This window comes from Escherichia sp. E.sYA108 (genome assembly GCF_011754335.1).
Taxonomy (GTDB): Bacteria; Pseudomonadota; Gammaproteobacteria; order Enterobacterales; family Enterobacteriaceae; genus Escherichia; species Escherichia coli.
In genome coordinates this window covers 2,621,305-2,640,219 of the sequence record NZ_JAAQVZ010000001.1, presented here as the reverse complement: position 1 = coordinate 2,640,219, position 18,915 = coordinate 2,621,305, and the positions used below count along the sequence as shown (strand labels likewise).

Sequence of the window (18,915 nt, the reverse complement as noted above, 5' to 3'; positions counted from 1 at the left end):
ACTGCCGAATCATCTGCACATAATTACGATTCGATAATGAAAAAATACCAGCAGCTTGCAGAACAATTACGCGAGCAGATTGCGTCGGGTATCTGGCAACCCGGCGATCGTTTGCCTTCGTTGCGTGACCAGGTGGCGCTTTCTGGCATGAGCTTTATGACTGTCAGCCATGCCTATCAGTTGCTCGAAAGTCAGGGATATATTATCGCGCGACCGCAATCGGGTTATTACGTTGCGCCACAGGCAATAAAAATGCCGAAAGCGACAGTCATTCCAGTCACACGAGATGAAGCAGTCGATATCAACACCTATATTTTTGATATGTTGCAGGCCAGTCGCGATCCGTCGGTAGTTCCGTTTGCCTCGGCCTTTCCCGACCCGCGACTTTTCCCCCTCCAACAACTAAACCGCTCGCTGGCGCAGGTAAGCAAAACCGCCACGGCGATGAGCGTGATTGAAAACTTACCGCCAGGAAACGCAGAACTGCGTCAGGCTATTGCTCGTCGCTATGCCTTACAGGGCATCACCATTTCTCCTGATGAAATTGTCATTACTGCCGGGGCGTTAGAGGCATTAAACCTCAGTTTGCAAGTGGTAACTGAACCGGGCGATTGGGTGATAGTAGAGAATCCTTGTTTCTACGGCGCGTTGCAGGCGCTGGAGCGGTTACGGCTGAAGGCGTTATCGGTGGCGACGGATGTTAAAGAAGGGATAGATCTTCAGGCGCTGGAACTGGCGTTGCAGGAGTATCCGGTGAAAGCGTGCTGGCTGATGACTAATAGCCAGAACCCACTTGGATTTACCTTAACGCCGCAGAAAAAAGTGCGGCTGGTAGCGTTGCTCAATCAGTACAACGTAACGCTGATTGAAGATGACGTTTATAGCGAACTTTATTTTGGACGGGAAAAACCGCTGCCTGCGAAAGCGTGGGATCGCCACGATGGTGTTTTGCATTGCTCTTCGTTTTCGAAATGTCTGGTGCCTGGTTTTCGTATTGGTTGGGTCGCCGCCGGAAAACATGCACGTAAAATTCAACGCTTGCAGTTGATGAGTACGCTTTCCACCAGCTCACCGATGCAGCTTGCGCTGGTGGATTACCTTTCTACTCGCCGATACGATGCTCATCTTCGTCGCCTGCGTCGCCAGCTTGCGGAACGTAAACAACGCGCCTGGCAGGCTTTGCTGCGTTATCTGCCTGCGGAAGTCAAAATTCATCACAATGACAGCGGTTATTTTCTCTGGCTGGAGCTCCCCGAGCCGTTAGATGCAGGAGAATTAAGCCTGGTGGCACTGACGCATCATATCAGTATTGCGCCGGGTAATATGTTTTCTACCGGTGAAAACTGGTCACGTTTTTTTCGTTTTAATACCGCGTGGCAGTGGGGAGAACGTGAAGAACAGGCGGTAAAACAATTAGGCAAACTTATTCAAGAACGGCTGTAATAGCGTTTAATTTAATTCCTCTCAGGTTGGGTAATATGAATTTCGAATAGCAGTCATATATCCTAACTCCTTGTCTATACTCCAGAAGATAACCTTACAGACGGCATAATGCGCGGTAGCTCACAACCTGATTAAATTTTCTCAGGGCCGAAGGTGTGCCTGCAAGCCGCCGTCTATGGTTAAACAAGGAGATATTTTTACGGCACGGCGGCTGAACAATTAATTACGACAGGAGTAAGACCTTATGAGCAAGACATTTGCCCGCAGCAGCCTGTGTGCGCTCAGCATGACAATAATGACCGCTCACGCCGCCGAACCGCCTACCAATTTAGAGAATCCGGAAGGGCGACTGGATATTATCGCCTGGCCGGGATACATCGAACGCGGACAAACTGATAAACAGTACGACTGGGTAACGCAATTCGAAAAAGAGACAGGCTGCGCGGTGAATGTTAAAACCGCCGCGACTTCCGATGAAATGGTCAGTCTGATGGCCAAAGGGGGTTACGATCTGGTTACGGCATCCGGCGATGCCTCGCTGCGTTTGATTATGGGCAAACGCGTGCAGCCGATTAATACCGCCTTGATTCCCAACTGGAAAGCGCTCGATCCGCGCGTGGTTAAAGGCGACTGGTTTAACGTTGGCGGCAAAGTTTACGGCACACCTTACCAATGGGGGCCGAACCTGCTGATGTACAACACTAAAACCTTCCCGACGCCGCCGGATAGCTGGCAAGTGGTTTTTGTTGAGCAGAATCTGCCGGACGGCAAGAGCAATAAAGGCCGGGTACAGGCTTATGATGGCCCTATCTACATTGCGGATGCCGCGTTGTTCGTCAAAGCCACGCAGCCACAGTTGGGCATCAGTGATCCGTATCAACTCACCGAAGAACAGTATCAGGCGGTGCTGAAAGTGCTGCGCGATCAACATAATTTGATCCATCGCTACTGGCATGACACTACCGTGCAAATGAGCGATTTCAAAAACGAGGGTGTGGTTGCTTCCAGTGCATGGCCCTATCAGGCCAACGCCCTGAAAGCCGAAGGCCAGCCTGTCGCTACCGTTTTCCCGAAGGAGGGCGTTACCGGTTGGGCTGACACCACCATGCTACATAGCGAAGCGAAACATCCGGTTTGCGCCTACAAATGGATGAACTGGTCATTAACCCCAAAAGTGCAGGGCGATGTGGCGGCCTGGTTTGGCTCGCTACCAGTAGTGCCGCAAGGGTGTAAAGCCAGTCCGTTATTAGGCGAGAAAGGTTGTGAAACAAACGGTTTTAACTATTTCGATAAAATCGCCTTCTGGAAAACGCCTATAGCAGAAGGGGGCAAGTTTGTTCCCTACAGTCGCTGGACGCAGGATTACATTGCCATTATGGGCGGTCGCTAACTTCGCTGGGGTGTTTTATGAAGTACGCAGTGGAGTTTGACAACGTCTCACGGTTGTACGGTGACGTGCGCGCAGTAGATGGCGTCAGTATTGCGATAAAAGATGGTGAGTTCTTCTCTATGCTGGGGCCGTCCGGCTCCGGCAAAACCACTTGCCTGCGCCTGATTGCTGGATTCGAACAGCTTTCCGGCGGGGCTATCTCTATTTTTGGTACGCCCGCCAGCAATCTGCCACCGTGGGAGCGGGACGTGAATACTGTCTTCCAGGACTACGCGCTATTTCCGCATATGTCGATTCTTGACAACGTAGCCTACGGGCTGATGGTCAAAGGCGTGAATAAAAAGCAGCGGCATGCAATGGCGCAAGAGGCGCTTGAGAAAGTGGCGTTGGGGGTTGTACAGCAACGTAAACCGTCACAACTTTCTGGTGGTCAGCGCCAGCGAGTCGCCATCGCCAGAGCACTGGTGAACGAACCGCGTGTGTTGTTGCTGGATGAACCGCTCGGCGCGCTGGATCTCAAATTGCGAGAGCAAATGCAGCTTGAGCTGAAAAAGCTGCAACAGTCTCTCGGTATCACTTTTATCTTCGTTACCCACGATCAGGGCGAAGCGTTATCGATGTCCGATCGGGTGGCGGTTTTCAATAATGGACGCATTGAACAGGTCGATTCCCCGCGTGATCTCTATATGCGCCCGCGCACGCCGTTTGTTGCGGGATTCGTTGGGACATCGAATGTTTTTGATGGACTGATGGCAGAGAAACTTTGTGGCATGACGGGAAGCTTCGCACTACGACCGGAACATATCCGCCTCAACACCCCTGGCGAAGTGCAGGCTAATGGCACGATCCAGGCGGTGCAATATCAGGGCGCAGCGACCCGTTTTGAACTGACACTGAGCGGCGGTGAAAAACTGCTGGTGAGTCAGGCCAATATGACAGGCGAAGAACTGCCTGCCACGCTCACGCCCGGACAACAGGTGATGGTTTCCTGGTCGCGTGATGTGATGGTGGCGCTGGTTGAGGAGAGGTGAATGGCGATGAACGTATTGCAATCACCTTCACGTCCAGGTCTGGGTAAGGTGTCCGGTTTCTTCTGGCGTAATCCGGGGCTGGGGCTGTTTTTGCTGCTGCTTGGCCCGCTAATGTGGTTTGGCATTGTCTATTTCGGCTCGCTGCTGACGCTGTTATGGCAGGGCTTTTATACCTTTGACGATTTCACCATGTCGGTAACGCCGGAACTGACGCTGGCGAATATCCGTGCGCTGTTTAATCCGGCGAATTACGACATCATTGTCCGCACGCTGACCATGGCTGTGGCAGTCACTATCGCCAGCGCCATTCTGGCTTTTCCAATGGCGTGGTATATGGCGCGCTATACCAGCGGAAAAATGAAAGCGTTTTTTTATATTGCGGTAATGTTGCCGATGTGGGCGAGCTACATTGTTAAAGCCTATGCCTGGACGTTATTGCTGGCAAAAGATGGCGTGGCTCAGTGGTTTTTACAACATCTTGGGCTGGAACCACTGCTGACTGCGTTCCTCACGCTACCGGCGGTGGGAGGTAATACGCTGTCAACTTCCGGGCTGGGGCGCTTTCTGGTGTTTCTCTATATCTGGCTGCCGTTCATGATCCTGCCCGTGCAGGCGGCGCTTGAGCGTTTGCCGCCGTCATTGTTGCAGGCGTCGGCTGATCTTGGCGCACGTCCACGACAAACCTTTCGCTATGTGGTGTTGCCGCTGGCAATCCCGGGTATTGCCGCTGGCTCTATCTTTACCTTCTCACTCACGCTGGGCGATTTTATTGTCCCGCAGCTGGTTGGCCCTCCAGGATATTTTATCGGCAATATGGTTTATTCCCAGCAGGGGGCGATTGGCAATATGCCGATGGCGGCGGCATTCACCCTGGTGCCGATTGTTCTCATCGCACTTTACCTGGCGTTCGTGAAACGTCTGGGAGCGTTCGATGCACTCTGAACGCGCACCGTTTTTCCTCAAACTGGCGGCCTGGGGCGGCGTGGTTTTCCTACATTTTCCCATCCTGATTATCGCTGCCTATGCGTTTAACACTGAAGATGCGGCGTTTAGTTTTCCACCGCAAGGCCTGACGCTGCGCTGGTTTAGCGTGGCAGCACAGCGTAGTGATATTCTTGATGCCGTGACACTGTCACTTAAAGTGGCGGCGCTGGCGACATTAATCGCGCTGGTGTTAGGGACGCTGGCCGCTGCCGCGCTGTGGCGACGAGACTTTTTCGGCAAAAACGCCATTTCGCTGTTACTGTTGCTGCCCATTGCGCTGCCGGGCATTGTCACTGGTCTGGCGCTATTAACCGCCTTTAAAACCATCAATCTGGAGCCGGGATTTTTCACCATCGTGGTCGGTCATGCGACTTTTTGCGTAGTGGTGGTGTTTAACAATGTCATCGCCCGTTTTCGCCGCACCTCGTGGAGTCTGGTTGAGGCGTCAATGGATCTTGGGGCCAATGGCTGGCAAACCTTCCGCTACATAGTGTTGCCGAATCTCAGTTCGGCGTTACTGGCTGGAGGAATGCTGGCGTTTGCCTTGTCGTTCGATGAAATCATCGTGACGACTTTTACGGCAGGTCATGAACGAACGTTACCGTTGTGGTTGCTCAATCAGCTTGGGCGACCGCGTGATGTACCGGTAACCAACGTGGTGGCACTGCTGGTTATGTTGGTAACAACCTTGCCGATCCTGGGGGCCTGGTGGCTAACCCGCGAAGGCGACAATGGTCAATAACCACTGATACAGGAATATGCTATGCAACATAAGTTACTGATTAACGGAGAACTGGTTAGCGGCGAAGGGGAAAAACAGCCTGTCTATAATCCGGCAACGGGGGACGTTTTACTGGAGATTGCCGAGGCATCCGCAGAGCAGGTCAATGCTGCTGTTCGCGCGGCAGATGCAGCATTTGCCGAATGGGGGCAAACCACGCCAAAAGCGCGTGCGGAATGCCTGCTGAAACTGGCTGATGTTATCGAAGAAAATGGTCAGGTTTTTGCCGAACTGGAGTCCCGTAATTGTGGCAAACCGCTGCATAGTGCGTTCAATGATGAAATTCCGGCGATTGTCGATGTCTTTCGCTTTTTCGCCGGTGCGGCGCGCTGCCTGAATGGTCTGGCGGCAGGTGAATATCTTGAAGGTCATACTTCGATGATCCGTCGCGATCCGTTGGGGGTCGTGGCTTCTATCGCACCGTGGAATTATCCGCTGATGATGGCTGCGTGGAAACTGGCTCCGGCGCTGGCGGCAGGGAACTGCGTAGTGCTTAAACCATCAGAAATTACCCCGCTGACCGCGTTGAAGTTGGCAGAGCTGGCGAAAGATATCTTCCCGGCTGGCGTGATTAACGTGCTGTTTGGCAGAGGCAAAACGGTGGGAGATCCGCTGACCGGACATCCCAAAGTGCGGATGGTGTCGCTGACGGGTTCTATCGCCACTGGGGAACACATCATCAGCCATACCGCGCCGTCCATTAAGCGTACTCATATGGAACTTGGTGGCAAAGCGCCAGTGATTGTTTTTGATGATGCGGATATTGAAGCAGTGGTCGAAGGTGTACGTACTTTTGGCTATTACAATGCCGGACAGGATTGTACTGCGGCTTGTCGGATCTACGCGCAAAAAGGCATTTACGATACGCTGGTGGAAAAACTCGGTGCTGCGGTGGCAACGTTAAAATCGGGTTCGCCGGATGACGAGTCTACGGAGCTTGGACCTTTAAGCTCGCTGGCGCATCTCGAACGCGTCAGCAAGGCGGTAGAAGAGGCGAAAGGACAGGGCACATCAAAGTGATCACTGGCGGTGAAAAGCGCAAGGGTAATGGCTATTACTATGCGCCGACGCTGCTGGCTGGCGCATTACAGGACGATGCCATCGTGCAAAAAGAGGTATTTGGTCCGGTAGTGAGTGTTACGCTCTTCGACAACGAAGAACAGGTGGTGAACTGGGCGAATGACAGTCAGTACGGACTTGCATCTTCGGTATGGACGAAGGATGTGGGCAGGGCGCATCGCGTCAGCGCGCGGCTGCAATATGGTTGTACCTGGGTCAATACCCATTTCATGCTGGTAAGTGAAATGCCGCACGGTGGGCAGAAACTTTCTGGTTACGGCAAGGATATGTCACTTTATGGGCTGGAGGATTACACCGTCGTCCGCCACGTCATGGTTAAACATTAAGGATAATATTGCAGATCGTAAGAGTATGAGATGATCTTGCGTACTGTCAGAGCACTGATTTCTCTGACAGTACGTGCTGCGTGCAAAATCACAACATCAAATAAACCAGCCAAATCTCATAGAGATAAGAGTAAACAAACCAACAGCAGCAAAGACATTTATCAGTACTACAGTTCTACTGGAAACATTCATTTTTGCCACCTTTTATCATTGCCCCTATGTGTATAGTACGGGTTAAGAAAATCCGCAATAATACTCATTCTGAAGATAGATAAGGGCAAGTTGCTGTTTGATGATTTTTTCTCTAACTGGTGAAAAAACTTGATGCACGTCAAAAGATGACGCATATTTGCGCGCGTTTTATTCATCTGGCTGGACGCCCGTACATGTCTCTCTATCAACATATGCTTGTTTTTTATGCGGTTATGGCAGCAATCGCATTTCTTATCACCTGGTTTCTTTCTCACGATAAGAAACGCATCCGTTTCTTAAGCGCCTTTCTGGTGGGGGCAACATGGCCGATGAGTTTCCCGGTGGCGCTGTTGTTTTCTCTGTTTTAAATCTTATGCACTGGCTTGACGGCACCACGCAGACTTATATCATTTGGATGAATCGATAAATTTCACAAGTGGCTAAGGAGAAAGTATGTCGCATCTGGATGAAGTCATCGCGCGCGTGGATGCCGCGATTGAAGAGAGCGTCATTGCCCATATGAACGAATTATTAATCGCCCTGAGCGATGACGCGGAGTTAAGTCGGGAAGATCGCTACACCCAGCAGCAGCGTTTGCGCACCGCTATTGCTCATCACGGTCGCAAACATAAAGAAGATATGGAAGCGCGCCACGAACAGTTAACCAAAGGCGGTACCATCCTCTGATTAAAATGAGCGTCTGGCCACCAGCCAGGCGCCAACCACAAGTAAAATTGCGCCACAAATTGGGCCGATCAACGCCCGAAGTGGTACGCCATGGCTGCGGAAGATATCCAGCACCAGACCGCCAATCAGCTGGCTGGCGACCAGTACTGCAATAGTTGTCGCCGCTCCCACATTCTGATATCCGCTGATACTGGCGAAGACAAAAAACGATCCCAGCAAGCCAGGTATAAGTGTCCACCAGCGCACGCTGGACACCAGTTCGCCAAACCCCGCCATGCCTTGTTTAAACCATAAAATAGAAACAAAGAGCACAATCCCCACCAGTGAGTTCAGCAACATGGCGATGAGAATGGTAGAGGAGGTCTGGGTGATGCGCACCATCAGCGTGTTCTGGACTACCAGACCAATCCCGGCTGCAATCAAAAAGGCAAGGGTAAGTGACTGATTCATCCGATCGCGTCCGGTTCAGTGCGCTCGTCGAGTTGCAACTGCATAAATGTCAGATCCAGCCAGCGCCCAAATTTAGTGCCTACCTGCGGCATTTGCGCGGTGACGACAAATCCCAGCGACTGGTGCAGATGCAGCGAGGCCTGATTTTGCGATTCGATCCCGGCGACCATGACATGCTTCCCGCAATCCCGCGCTTCATCAATCAATCGGCTTAACAATTTACGCCCCAGACCTTTCCCCTGATGATCGGGATGGACATAAACCGAATGTTCCACGGTATGGCGAAAACCATCAAAACTACGCCAGTCGCCAAACGAGGCATATCCCGTCACTACGCCATCTTCTTCACTCACCAGCACCGGATAACCTGCTATGGTCCGCGCTTCAAACCAGGCAATGCGGTTATCCGCATCCACCGTTTGGTCATTCCAGATAGCCGCCGTATACAACACGGCGTGGTTATAAATTTCCGCAATTGCAGCACAGTCGGCTTTGCGGGCAAAACGGATGGACATGTCTGGCCTCGATAAAATAATGATGATGATGTTATCAATACTATCGAAAACAGCCCGAAGCAACGGATTCCTCTATGAAATTATTGCGTGTTGCAGAGGGGATGTGACGGCTGCAAACAAAACCAATCCTGTGAGCCTGCTACTATTGATGGATTCATGCCAAAAGCACAGGAGAGCATTATGGGGCAACAAACGCAGCGTAACCGATGTTGGGTTCTGTCCTTGCGTCCGCATGGCGCGCCGGTTCCTTACGTCTGGTTTCGGTAAATGCGCTCTTTGTCGCACCAGCGCAAGCATTTACAGTTCCGGAAGTGGGAAAACGTCAATTAAATGAAATCAATCGGATCCGCTACGAACTGGAATTAATGGCAGTTGCTCTGGCTGTCGAAAACCTCACTATGCAAAAAAACGTTGCTTTGTTGTGCCAACAATACAGCCGATAAATAAAATACGCCCGGCAAATACCGGGCTTAAAGATAATTACTCAAATCGCCACGCAATATTTATGCCGACACCATAATTTCGTCCGGGCGCAGGTTCGTAATATCGCCCGTTTGACTCATTGACAATGACAGAGCCAACGTATTCTTTATCGAATAAATTATCGACACGACCAAATAAATCCACGGTAAAATTGTGGTAATTGTATTTATACCCGGTGAATAAGCCGACGAGTGTATAAGAAGGCGCTTTGGCCGTATTTTCATCATCTGCCATAATATCGCCCATATAACGCGCTTCCGTGCCTGCATACCAACCATCTTCCGGTATATAACCTATCGACGCAAAGCCCATATTACGGGCGATCCCTGGCATCCGGTTACCGTTACAATCCTGTTCATTGCACACATTGCTGCGATAGGTCGCATCAAGCCAGGTCCAGGACGCTTTTACGCGAAAATCTCCCGCGAAACGTTGATCCCATGCCAGTTCAGCGCCTTGACGACGGGTCTTTCCGGCATTTTTGTAAGTCGTACGCCCACCGCTACTGCTATCGACAACAATTTCATCATCGGTGTCGGTCTGGAACAATGCGAGACTAAGCAGCCCATCACCAATACGCGTTTTACTGCCGATCTCAATTGTATCGTTGGTGGAGGGTTTTAACCCAAAGTTCATACCGCTTTGTCCATCAGCACGATAAGACAGCTCATTAATCGTCGGCGTTTCAAAACCTCGCCCGGCTGCCAGATAGATATTCCAGGCATCGGTCATTGCATATTTTAACGAACCGGCAGGTAGCCATTTGTGATAACTGGCATCACCGCTGTCATCGCCGTTACCCGGAGTAACGTAATGGTCGTTGGAATCAAACCACACGGAGCTGTAGCGCACGCCAGCATCCAGCGACAGTTTTTCGCTCAGCTGCCACTGCGTCTGTAAATAGGGATCGACGTTCCACATCAGATTGCGTTCGTCGCGGCGCAACTCACCTTTTTGCCCGTATTCCGGCACGCCGCTATTCAGGCGGAAGTTATTGTAGCCCTTGCGGTTTTCACTCATGTTTTCGTAGTTCAGGCCGGTAGTGAACGTGAGCGGAACGCCCAGTTCACCACGGTGTGTCCAGCGGCTGTCTATCCCCTGATAATGGCGTTGCAGAGTAATCACGCCGCCCGCATGTGACGGGTTAAGTTGGGGAGCCATCGGGATTGACTGGTACTGGGTCGTTTCTCGCTCTCCGGCATACATCATCACACTCATATCATCTTGCGCGCTCAGGCTACGCTCATAGCGCAACCCAGCCTGAGTTTGCTTGATGGTTTTTCGCGTGTCGTACTGTTCTGCACGAGGCGCTTGTTGTGGATTCGCCTTCCATTCTGCTTTGGTTAGCCCACCTGGGTCATCTGCTTTGATATCCACACTATTGAAAATCAGGCTTAATTTGCTGGCGTCATCAATGCGTACGCCCAGTTTGGCATTGGCTAAATTTTTCTGTGCGCCGCTATGGTCACGATAGCCGTGGGTCGTAAAACGTGTGGTTGAGACGGTGTAATCGACATCGCCGGGTTGTGTGCCGTCGCCCGTTGCGCCCGTAGCTTTCAGCCCATAGCGCCAGCTGCCAAAACTGCCGTAGTAACTACTGGCTTCAATGGTTGGTGGCTGTTGTCCGGTCTGGGTGGTGACATTCATTACACCGCCAGACGCGTTGCCATACAGAGCAGAGAAGGGGCCACGCAGCACTTCCACATTTTGCACACTGCTTAAATCGATGTTAGATGTTTGCCCTTGTCCGTCGGGCATGGTAGCGGGAATACCGTCCACATACAGGCGAATACCGCGAATTCCGTAAGTGGAGCGGGAGCCAAATCCGCGAATCGACAGCTGTAAATCTTGCGCATAGTTCTGCCGGTTTTGTACCTGTAAACCAGGCACTCCGGTCAGTGATTCAGACAAGTTAATGCGCGGTGTTGCCAGGCGCATCTCCTCGCCATTCACCACGCTCACGGCTGCTGGGGTATCCAGTTCTGAAACCACCTGCGGTGCGGCACTGACAATCATGGTCTGTTCATCAGCGGCAAAAACAACGGGGGAAAGGACAAGCAGTGCGGGCAAAACGGTCTGTCGGACGGAAAAAATCTTCATGAAAAAAGCCAGGTTAAGAATGGGAAAACACCGTCATGGTAATGAAATTGTAAATTTATGGAAAACTAAACGGCACAATACGTTAAGTAATTGAGAAAATTGTAGTCGTAACGGTAAGAAATGCTCCACATTTGAGAAAATAATGATTACCATTCCCATTTATAACAAGGGCGTAACGATGATTACGCTTAGCGAAGCATTGTGAAGCAGCAAAAATATCGGTTCATCAAAGGGAGTCGTCATGCATTTACGTCATCTGTTTTCATCGCGCCTGCGTGGTTCATTACTGTTAGGTTCATTGCTTGTTGCTTCATCATTCAGTACGCAGGCCGCAGAAGAAATGCTGCGTAAAGCGGTAGGTAAAGGTGCCTACGAAATGGCTTATAGCCAGCAAGAAAACGCGCTGTGGCTTGCCACTTCGCAAAGCCGCAAACTGGATAAAGGCGGCGTGGTTTATCGTCTTGATCCGGTTACTCTGGAAGTGACGCAGGCGATCCATAACGATCTCAAGCCGTTTGGTGCCACCATCAATAACACGACTCAGACGTTGTGGTTTGGTAACACCGTAAATAGTGCGGTCACGGCGATAGATGCCAAAACGGGCGAAGTGAAAGGTCGTCTGGTGCTGGATGATCGTAAGCGCACGGAAGAGGTACGCCCGTTGCAACCACGTGAGCTGGTAGCTGATGATGCCACGAACACCGTTTACATCAGTGGTATTGGTAAAGAGAGCGTGATTTGGGTCGTTGATGGCGAGAATATCAAACTGAAAACCGCCATCCAGAACACCGGTAAAATGAGTACCGGTCTGGCGCTGGATAGCAAAGGCAAACGTCTTTACACCACTAACGCTGACGGCGAATTGATTACCATCGACACCGCCGACAATAAAATCCTCAGCCGTAAAAAGCTGCTGGATGACGGCAAAGAGCACTTCTTTATCAACATCAGCCTTGATACCACCAGGCAGCGTGCATTTATCACCGATTCTAAAGCGGCAGAAGTGTTAGTGGTCGATACCCGTAATGGCAATATTCTGGCGAAGGTTGCGGCACCGGAATCACTGGCTGTGCTGTTTAACCCAGCGCGTAATGAAGCCTACGTGACGCATCGTCAGGCAGGTAAAGTCAGTGTGATTGACGCGAAAAGCTATAAAGTGGTGAAAACGTTCGATACGCCGACTCATCCGAACAGCCTGGCGCTGTCTGCCGATGGCAAAACGCTGTATGTCAGTGTGAAACAAAAATCCACTAAACAGCAGGAAGCTACCCAGCCGGACGATGTGATTCGTATTGCGCTGTAATAGATATGGCGAGGGTGAAAACGGAAAGAATTGCCTGACTTTTATCACGCCGCATCCGGCACCTTCGTCAGTAGTCTGAATTTGCCCGGCACGTAGCCGGGCAATTTTGCAATTAACTCGATGTTTCAGGCTTAAACACAATTTCCTGTTTTTCTTCATCTTCCTCGACGACTGGCGCAGTGCTGTGAATTTCAGCAACGCGTTTGCGCACACCAAACCAACCTATAACCAGCAGAATACCGATAATCGGCAGCGCCGCGATGGTATAAGTCCCGTTCGGGTAATCGAACGCCATCAGCACCAGGACACTCAGTAAAAACAGTAATGTCAGCCAGGAAGTGAAGGGCGCGCCAGGCAGTTTAAAACTGACATCCGCTGCTTTGCCTTCTTTAATTGCTTTACGCAGGCGCATCTGGCAAACGATGATAAACGCCCATGAAGCGATGATTCCCAGCGACGCGAAGTTCAACACAATCTCAAATACGCGTGACGGCACCAGATAGTTGAGGAATACGCCGACGACATACACAACCAGTGTCGCCAGAATCCCGGCATACGGCACATGCTGACGACTCATTTTCGCCATAAAACTCGGTGCGGAACCGCCCATCGCCATCGAGCGCAGAATACGCCCGGTGCAGTACAGACCTGAATTCAGGCTGGAGAGGGCAGCGGTCAGCACCACAATGTTCATAATGCTGCCGATGTACGGCACACCCAGTTTAGATAAAAACGTCACAAATGGACTTTGCCCCGCCTGATACGCGCTCCACGGCAATAACATAACCAGCAACACCACGGAGCCGACGTAAAACAGACCAATACGCCAAATCACACTGTTAATCGCTTTAGGCACCATGGTCTGCGGATCTTTACATTCTCCGGCCGCTGTACCCACCATTTCAATGGAGGCAAAAGCAAACACTACGCCCTGAATCAACACCAGCGCAGGCAGCAAACCATGGGGGAAAAAGCCGCCATTATCGGTGATTAAATGAAAGCCAGTGGTGTTGCCATCCAGCGGCTGACCACTACCGAGGAACACTGTACCCACGACCAAAAAGGTTACAATGGCGAGCACTTTAATAAGCGCAAACCAGAACTCCATCTCCGCAAACCATTTCACACCGATCATATTCATGGTGCCAACGATGGTCAGTGCAGCGAGCGCAAAGACCCACTGCGGCACGCCGCCAAACGCGCCCCAGTAATGCATATACAGAGCGACGGCGGTAATATCAACAATCCCCGTCATCGCCCAGTTGATGAAGTACATCCAGCCAGCAACATAAGCGGCCTTCTCACCCAAAAACTCACGGGCATAAGAGACAAAACTGCCACTGGAAGGGCGGTGTAACACCAGCTCACCCAATGCACGCAGAATAAAAAACGAAAACAGGCCGCAGATCAAATAGACCAGTGCCAGTGCGGGCCCCGCCATTTGCAGTCGCGCCCCCGCGCCTAAAAACAAACCCGTACCAATCGCGCCGCCAATGGCGATCATCTGTACCTGGCGATTGCCCATCGCTTTGTGATACCCCTCTTCGTGGGCATTAAGCCAGCGGCGTTTCGCGGCGTGCTGATCTGAAGTGTCGGTGTCGTGTTTACTCATTGCTCTCCCTGATTGCTTTAATGAAAAAGTCATATAAGTTGCCATGAACAATGTTTATTCATCCTGGCGATGATAGTTATCACCATTATTCTTTATGGGTATAAAACTATCGGCGCAGCATCCTACCCGTTATCGATAAACGATGCAAAACATCCCCTTACAATCCTGAAGGGGATTTATACAACTGACGAAAAAATGATAAATCCTTTTGCTGGATAACCTGTGTGCTGTCCTACACTTAATCTTTAAAAGATTGTGAGGGGCATATGATTAAGGTGTATAGCGTACCCGGCTGGGGCTCTACAATCAGTGAGCTGATGCTAACACTGGCTGATATTCCTTATCAGTTCGTTGATGTCAGTGGTTTTGACCACGAGGGAACTTCACGCGATTTATTAAAAACCCTGAATCCGTTGTGTCAGGTTCCGACACTGGCGCTGTAAAAATAACGAGATTATGACGGAGACAGCGGCGATTGCATTGATGGTTCTCGATCGTCGCCCGGACCTTGCGCCACCTCTTGGGCGCGCCGAACGTCAATAGTTTCAACGGCTATTGGTCTGGCTGGTTGCTAATGTCTATCCAACGTTCACTTTCGCCGATTACCCTAAGCGTTGGGCATCTGACGCACCTGAACAGTTAAAGAAGAGTGTAATTGAATATCGCAAATCGCTTTATATCTGGCTGAATTCGCAATTGACTGCTGAACCGTATGTGTTTGGAGAGCAACTAACGCTGGTGGACTGTTATCTCTGCACCATGCGCACATGGGGACCGGGACACGAATGGTTTCAGGATAATGCCCCGAACATTAATGCGATTGTTGATGCTGTATGTCAGATACCGAAATTACAAGAAGTATTAAAAAGGAATGTCATTATTTAACAATAATGCCGGAGGTTAATGTTAATGAATCACTGGCGTAGTTAACTGGATATCCATTTGTTTGCTATGAATAGTAATTAAAGTTGGTACAACTATTTATATGATTGATGTAATTTCGTTTTTTATATGAAATATCAATTTAATATAATCCGAAAATAAAACATCTTTTCGCATGTAGAGAAACATGTCGATATGATAGTGCAGTGCAGATCATGTCATCAGGGTAGGGCGGTAGCGTATTTAATCAGGGAAAGATTACGCAACGCTGCTTTTTTGTACTGAACGATTCTCATTTTATGTTTAAAAATTGAGATACTCCTTATTTCCTGAAGCTGTTTTTCATTGCTTATACATGATCAAATACTCCTTACATAATTAAGGAGAACAAAATGAAACTTAATACACGCCAACAATTTGTATTACTTAAATAGACCAGTGAAGGTACGCATCAGAATATCCGGTGAAGTGATTAATATTTCGTTGAATATTTCTCCGGATTTTTGAAACCTGCTGCTGTAGAAATTCTGAACAGGAGGAATTATGCCTTTAGCAGCCAAACTTACCGACAAAGGCACCCAGCACGACGGTTATTACGAGACCGTCATCACCGCCGGGTCATCCACCGTTTTTATTGATGGCCTCCCCGCAGCTCGTCAGGAGGATCCGCTGACGCCGCATGATAAACCGAAGCATCCCCCTCATCCCCGTAAAATCGCCAGAGGCTCGTCAACCGTCTTTATTGACGGCCTGCCCGCCGCCAGAACCGGTGATGCTATTGACTGCGGCGGCGTGGTTATTGGTGGCGGTACGGTAAATATAGGCTGATATGTCTGAGAGGTATTTATGTCCTTAAAAGGTCTTCGCTTTACGCTGGAGGTTGACGGCCAGGAGCCGGACACCTTTGCAGTGTTGAGCTTCCGGTTAATCCAGAACCAGTCTTATCCGTTTGTGATGAGTGTGGATGTCGCCAGCGATTCTTTTATGCAGACGGCGGAGATGCTGCTGGAGAAGAAGGCAACGCTGACCATCTGGCAGGGCGTCATCCCGCAGCGTTATGTCACAGGCGTGGTGGCGGGCTTTGGCATGCAGGAGAACAATGGCTGGCAGATGCGTTACCACCTGTGTATTGAGCCGCCGTTATGGCGGTGCGGGCTGCGGCAGAACTTCCGCATCTTCCAGCAGCAGGATATCCGGACGATATCGGCCACGTTACTGAACGAGAACGGCGTCACGGAGTGGACGCCGCTGTTTTATGAGGACCATCCGGCGCGGGAGTTCTGTGTCCAGTACGGGGAAAGCGACCTGGCGTTTCTGGCGCGGCTGTGGGCGGAGGAGGGTATTTTCTTCTTTGAGCGGTTTGCGGCGGACAGTCCGGAGCAGAAGCTGACGCTGTGCGACGATGTGGCGGGGCTGTCACAGGCGGGAGAGTTTCCGTTTAACCCGGACGCATCGACAGGAGCGGAGACGGAGTGTGTCAGTATGTTCCGTTATGAGGCGCATGTCCGCCCGTCGTCGGTGCAGAGCCAGGATTACACGTTTAAGGTGCCGGACTGGCCGGGGATGTATGAGCAGCAGGGTGAGAGCCTGAACGGACAGCTTGAACAGTATGAAATATTTGATTATCCGGGAAGGTTCAAGGATGAGCAGCACGGCAAGGATTTCACGCTGTACCAGATGGAGAGCCTGCGCAGTGATGCGGAAAAGGCCACAGGGCAGAGTAATTCGCCGAAGCTGTGGCCGGGAACGCGGTTTACGCTGACGGGGCATCCGCAGAAGATGCTGAACCGTGAATGGCAGGTGGTACAGAGCATTCTGTCAGGAGACCAGCCGCAGGCGCTTCATGGCAGCCAGGGGAGAGGAACCACGCTGGGAAATCAGTTAGAGGTGATACCGGCGGACCGGACCTGGCGTCCACGGGTGCAGAGCAAACCGAAGGTGGACGGGCCGCAGAGTGCGATAGTGACGGGGCCAGCGGGAGAGGAGATTTTCTGCGACGAACATGGTCGGGTACGGGTGAAGTTTCACTGGGACCGTTATCACGGGATGACGGAGGAGAGTTCGTGCTGGGTGAGGGTGTCACAGGCGTGGGCGGGGCCGGGGTTCGGTAACCTGGCGATACCGCGTGTGGGTCAGGAAGTGATAGTGGACTTCCTGAACGGGGACCCGGACCAGCCGATAATCATGGGGCGGACGTACCATGAGGACAACCGTTCGCCGGGGAGTCTGCCGGGGACGAAGACGCAGATGACGATACGGTCGAAGACCTATAAAGGAAGCGGGTTTAACGAGCTGCGCTTTGAGGACGCCACGGACAAGGAAGAAATCTACCTGCACGCCCAGAAAAATATGCAGGTCGTGGTGCTGAACAGCAAGGATAAGCGGGTCAACTATGACCGGGCGGTCAGCATCGGGCATGATGAATTCCTGGTGGTGGCAAATGACCGGAAAGTGACGGTTGAAGGTAAACAGGACCATAAAACCACCAAAGACCACGTCAGCCTGACAGAGGGTAATCAGGGACTGGAGGTGAAAGGCGATCTGGCACAGAAAATAAGCGGCGCGCTGGGTATCAGCGTACAGGGCGATATTGTTTTACAGAGCGACAGCAAAATCAGTCTGCGGGTGGGAGGTTCATTTGTGGTGATCCATTCCGGCGGCGTGGATATTAAGGGCGCGAAAATCAATCTTAACGGCGGAGGCAGTCCGGGAGACGTGATCCTGCCGATGCGCCCGGTGATCCTGAAAGCCGCAGCCGGGAGTGGTTCGATGTTTGTGGCGCATTGCCCGAAGGAGGATAAGTGATGGAAACGGCACCCGTAAAGTACGCTATTGTGGATGGTGCTGTGGAGGAAGGATTGCTGGATTTTCTGAACGAAGTGAATCCCCCACACTGCTGTCTGTATGCAGAACCCATACAGCCGGATCTGGTCGCGCTGGCCCCCTATCTCGTGGAAGTTGTTCCGGAGGTTGAAGCATGGCTGAGAGATAAGGCGTCGCCATGGGGAATATATCTGACTTCTGAGTCATCCATGCGTGAGCTACAGCAACACTTCAGACGTTATCTGTGGGTTAGGATCCCCGAACAGGAGAAACCTGTTCTCATGCGATTTTATGATCCCCGGAATATATGGGTATTAGCGGAAGTTCTTACCCCCCGCCAGCTTCTTTTTTTTATCAACCCCGTCAGACAGCTAAGTACCCGCTATGGTGAAGAATATCGTGAGGATAATTTTTCTTCCGTCCGTCCCGCAGAAACTATGAATATAAGGGCAGAACGGCCATCACAACTGATGCTGAGTTACAGACAATATAGCCAACTGGAACGAAAGGCACGGGATAATTATCTTGATACATTATCTGTATTTATCGAAGAAAATGCAGAAAAAGAAGGGTGGGATGATTCATCAAAAGCTGAATCATCCCGAATTCTGGCAGAAGATTATTTCTCTTTTTGCCAGTCATTAAATATAGCAGATGATCGTTCCGTCAGAACAATGACGCTTATCTTACTGAAAAAAAACATAATCGATCTCCGATATATTCCGGATGACTGGTATGAACTACTCAGCAATCAGTCATATCCGGGACATATTCGGGTACATGAACTTGCACAACAGGAACTGGGATTTATCCCGCAATAAAAAGACAAACGG

Annotated in this window: 16 protein-coding genes and 3 pseudogenes; 14 read left to right on the top strand and 5 right to left on the bottom strand. The window is 50.9% G+C overall.

Annotation, left to right across the window (positions count from 1 at the left end):
- Positions 1-36 precede the first annotated feature (36 nt).
- From HBM92_RS12460 to patD, 6 genes and pseudogenes are all read left to right on the top strand, one after another.
- Positions 37-1,443: a PLP-dependent aminotransferase family protein gene (locus tag HBM92_RS12460; RefSeq protein ID WP_000760640.1), complete on the top strand. Its 1,407-nt coding sequence runs from the start codon at positions 37-39 to the stop codon at positions 1,441-1,443.
- A 244-nt stretch (positions 1,444-1,687) separates the two neighbouring features.
- Entirely contained in the window at positions 1,688-2,833 is a 1,146-nt protein-coding gene (gene ydcS, locus HBM92_RS12455) for a putative ABC transporter substrate-binding protein YdcS (RefSeq protein ID WP_000047434.1), read from the top strand.
- Positions 2,834-2,850: 17 nt separating this feature from the next.
- Complete coding sequence (locus tag HBM92_RS12450) at positions 2,851-3,864, top strand: ABC transporter ATP-binding protein (protein WP_000872525.1); 1,014 nt, start codon at positions 2,851-2,853, stop codon at positions 3,862-3,864.
- Positions 3,865-4,806 carry an ABC transporter permease gene (locus HBM92_RS12445; protein WP_001251325.1) on the top strand — a complete coding sequence of 314 codons (942 nt, stop codon included), beginning with the start codon at positions 3,865-3,867 and terminating at the stop codon, positions 4,804-4,806.
- On the top strand, positions 4,796-5,590 hold the full coding sequence (locus HBM92_RS12440) for an ABC transporter permease (RefSeq protein ID WP_000555455.1): 795 nt from the start codon (positions 4,796-4,798) through the stop codon (positions 5,588-5,590). The genes HBM92_RS12445 and HBM92_RS12440 overlap by 11 nt, the downstream gene beginning before the upstream one ends.
- Positions 5,591-5,611: 21 nt before the next feature.
- Positions 5,612-7,035 (top strand): annotated as a pseudogene (gene patD, locus HBM92_RS12435) (aminobutyraldehyde dehydrogenase).
- A 96-nt stretch (positions 7,036-7,131) separates the two neighbouring features.
- Here patD and yncL read toward each other — a convergent pair.
- On the bottom strand, positions 7,132-7,227 hold the full coding sequence (gene yncL / locus HBM92_RS12430; RefSeq protein WP_001303494.1) for a stress response membrane protein YncL: 96 nt from the start codon (positions 7,225-7,227) through the stop codon (positions 7,132-7,134).
- Between the two features lie 194 nt (positions 7,228-7,421).
- On the opposite strand from yncL, the gene ortT reads away from it, so the two are divergent.
- Together ortT and ydcY are read left to right on the top strand one after the other, a co-directional pair.
- Positions 7,422-7,595 (top strand): orphan toxin OrtT, encoded by a 174-nt coding sequence (gene ortT / locus HBM92_RS12425; protein ID WP_000061178.1) that lies wholly within the window; start codon positions 7,422-7,424, stop codon positions 7,593-7,595.
- 85 nt (positions 7,596-7,680) lie between these two features.
- Positions 7,681-7,914 (top strand): DUF2526 family protein YdcY, encoded by a 234-nt coding sequence (gene ydcY / locus HBM92_RS12420; protein ID WP_000018633.1) that lies wholly within the window; start codon positions 7,681-7,683, stop codon positions 7,912-7,914.
- Here the strand turns inward: ydcY and HBM92_RS12415 are convergent, their stop codons facing one another.
- Together HBM92_RS12415 and HBM92_RS12410 are read right to left on the bottom strand one after the other, a co-directional pair.
- Entirely contained in the window at positions 7,915-8,364 is a 450-nt protein-coding gene (locus tag HBM92_RS12415; RefSeq protein WP_001076540.1) for a DMT family transporter, read from the bottom strand.
- Positions 8,361-8,879, bottom strand: a complete 519-nt coding sequence (locus HBM92_RS12410) for a GNAT family N-acetyltransferase (RefSeq protein WP_000027563.1) — start codon at positions 8,877-8,879, stop codon at positions 8,361-8,363. The genes HBM92_RS12415 and HBM92_RS12410 overlap by 4 nt, the downstream gene beginning before the upstream one ends.
- Before the next feature lie 236 nt (positions 8,880-9,115).
- Between HBM92_RS12410 and HBM92_RS25080 the strand changes: the two are divergent.
- A pseudogene (locus HBM92_RS25080) lies at positions 9,116-9,283 on the top strand (GntR family transcriptional regulator); the annotation flags it as partial.
- Positions 9,284-9,359: 76 nt separating this feature from the next.
- On the opposite strand, the gene pqqU reads toward HBM92_RS25080, so the two are convergent.
- Complete coding sequence (gene pqqU / locus HBM92_RS12395; RefSeq protein ID WP_000689386.1) at positions 9,360-11,462, bottom strand: TonB-dependent receptor PqqU; 2,103 nt, start codon at positions 11,460-11,462, stop codon at positions 9,360-9,362.
- A gap of 241 nt (positions 11,463-11,703) precedes the next feature.
- Here pqqU and HBM92_RS12390 point away from each other — a divergent pair, with 241 nt between their 5' ends.
- Complete coding sequence (locus tag HBM92_RS12390; protein ID WP_000550679.1) at positions 11,704-12,765, top strand: YncE family protein; 1,062 nt, start codon at positions 11,704-11,706, stop codon at positions 12,763-12,765.
- Positions 12,766-12,877: 112 nt separating this feature from the next.
- Here HBM92_RS12390 and ansP read toward each other — a convergent pair whose 3' ends face one another.
- A complete protein-coding gene (gene ansP, locus HBM92_RS12385) occupies positions 12,878-14,377 on the bottom strand; it encodes an L-asparagine permease (protein ID WP_001443128.1) in 1,500 nt (499 codons plus the stop codon).
- 266 nt (positions 14,378-14,643) lie between these two features.
- Between ansP and HBM92_RS25340 the strand changes: the two are divergent.
- The 4 genes and pseudogenes from HBM92_RS25340 to HBM92_RS12360 all read left to right on the top strand — a co-directional run bounded on the left by HBM92_RS25340 (position 14,644) and on the right by HBM92_RS12360 (position 18,903).
- Positions 14,644-15,262, top strand: a pseudogene (locus tag HBM92_RS25340) (glutathione S-transferase family protein).
- Positions 15,263-15,802: 540 nt separating this feature from the next.
- Entirely contained in the window at positions 15,803-16,087 is a 285-nt protein-coding gene (locus tag HBM92_RS12370) for a type VI secretion system PAAR protein (RefSeq protein ID WP_001127491.1), read from the top strand.
- A gap of 18 nt (positions 16,088-16,105) precedes the next feature.
- The gene (locus HBM92_RS12365; protein WP_001529089.1) at positions 16,106-18,064 is read left to right on the top strand and encodes a type VI secretion system Vgr family protein; all 1,959 of its coding nucleotides are present in this window, start codon (positions 16,106-16,108) and stop codon (positions 18,062-18,064) included.
- Positions 18,064-18,903, top strand: coding sequence for a DUF4123 domain-containing protein (locus tag HBM92_RS12360; RefSeq protein WP_000446996.1), 840 nt, complete (start codon positions 18,064-18,066; stop codon positions 18,901-18,903). Before HBM92_RS12365 ends, HBM92_RS12360 begins: the two co-directional genes overlap by 1 nt.
- Positions 18,904-18,915 lie beyond the last annotated feature (12 nt).

Coding starts and splice junctions, on each gene's coding strand:
- HBM92_RS12460 (WP_000760640.1), top strand. CDS start 37: ATGAAAAAATACCAGCAGCTTGCAGAACAATTACGCGAGCAGATTGCG.
- ydcS (WP_000047434.1), top strand. CDS start 1,688: ATGAGCAAGACATTTGCCCGCAGCAGCCTGTGTGCGCTCAGCATGACA.
- HBM92_RS12450 (WP_000872525.1), top strand. CDS start 2,851: ATGAAGTACGCAGTGGAGTTTGACAACGTCTCACGGTTGTACGGTGAC.
- HBM92_RS12445 (WP_001251325.1), top strand. CDS start 3,865: ATGGCGATGAACGTATTGCAATCACCTTCACGTCCAGGTCTGGGTAAG.
- HBM92_RS12440 (WP_000555455.1), top strand. CDS start 4,796: ATGCACTCTGAACGCGCACCGTTTTTCCTCAAACTGGCGGCCTGGGGC.
- yncL (WP_001303494.1), bottom strand. CDS start 7,227: ATGAATGTTTCCAGTAGAACTGTAGTACTGATAAATGTCTTTGCTGCT.
- ortT (WP_000061178.1), top strand. CDS start 7,422: ATGTCTCTCTATCAACATATGCTTGTTTTTTATGCGGTTATGGCAGCA.
- ydcY (WP_000018633.1), top strand. CDS start 7,681: ATGTCGCATCTGGATGAAGTCATCGCGCGCGTGGATGCCGCGATTGAA.
- HBM92_RS12415 (WP_001076540.1), bottom strand. CDS start 8,364: ATGAATCAGTCACTTACCCTTGCCTTTTTGATTGCAGCCGGGATTGGT.
- HBM92_RS12410 (WP_000027563.1), bottom strand. CDS start 8,879: ATGTCCATCCGTTTTGCCCGCAAAGCCGACTGTGCTGCAATTGCGGAA.
- pqqU (WP_000689386.1), bottom strand. CDS start 11,462: ATGAAGATTTTTTCCGTCCGACAGACCGTTTTGCCCGCACTGCTTGTC.
- HBM92_RS12390 (WP_000550679.1), top strand. CDS start 11,704: ATGCATTTACGTCATCTGTTTTCATCGCGCCTGCGTGGTTCATTACTG.
- ansP (WP_001443128.1), bottom strand. CDS start 14,377: ATGAGTAAACACGACACCGACACTTCAGATCAGCACGCCGCGAAACGC.
- HBM92_RS12370 (WP_001127491.1), top strand. CDS start 15,803: ATGCCTTTAGCAGCCAAACTTACCGACAAAGGCACCCAGCACGACGGT.
- HBM92_RS12365 (WP_001529089.1), top strand. CDS start 16,106: ATGTCCTTAAAAGGTCTTCGCTTTACGCTGGAGGTTGACGGCCAGGAG.
- HBM92_RS12360 (WP_000446996.1), top strand. CDS start 18,064: ATGGAAACGGCACCCGTAAAGTACGCTATTGTGGATGGTGCTGTGGAG.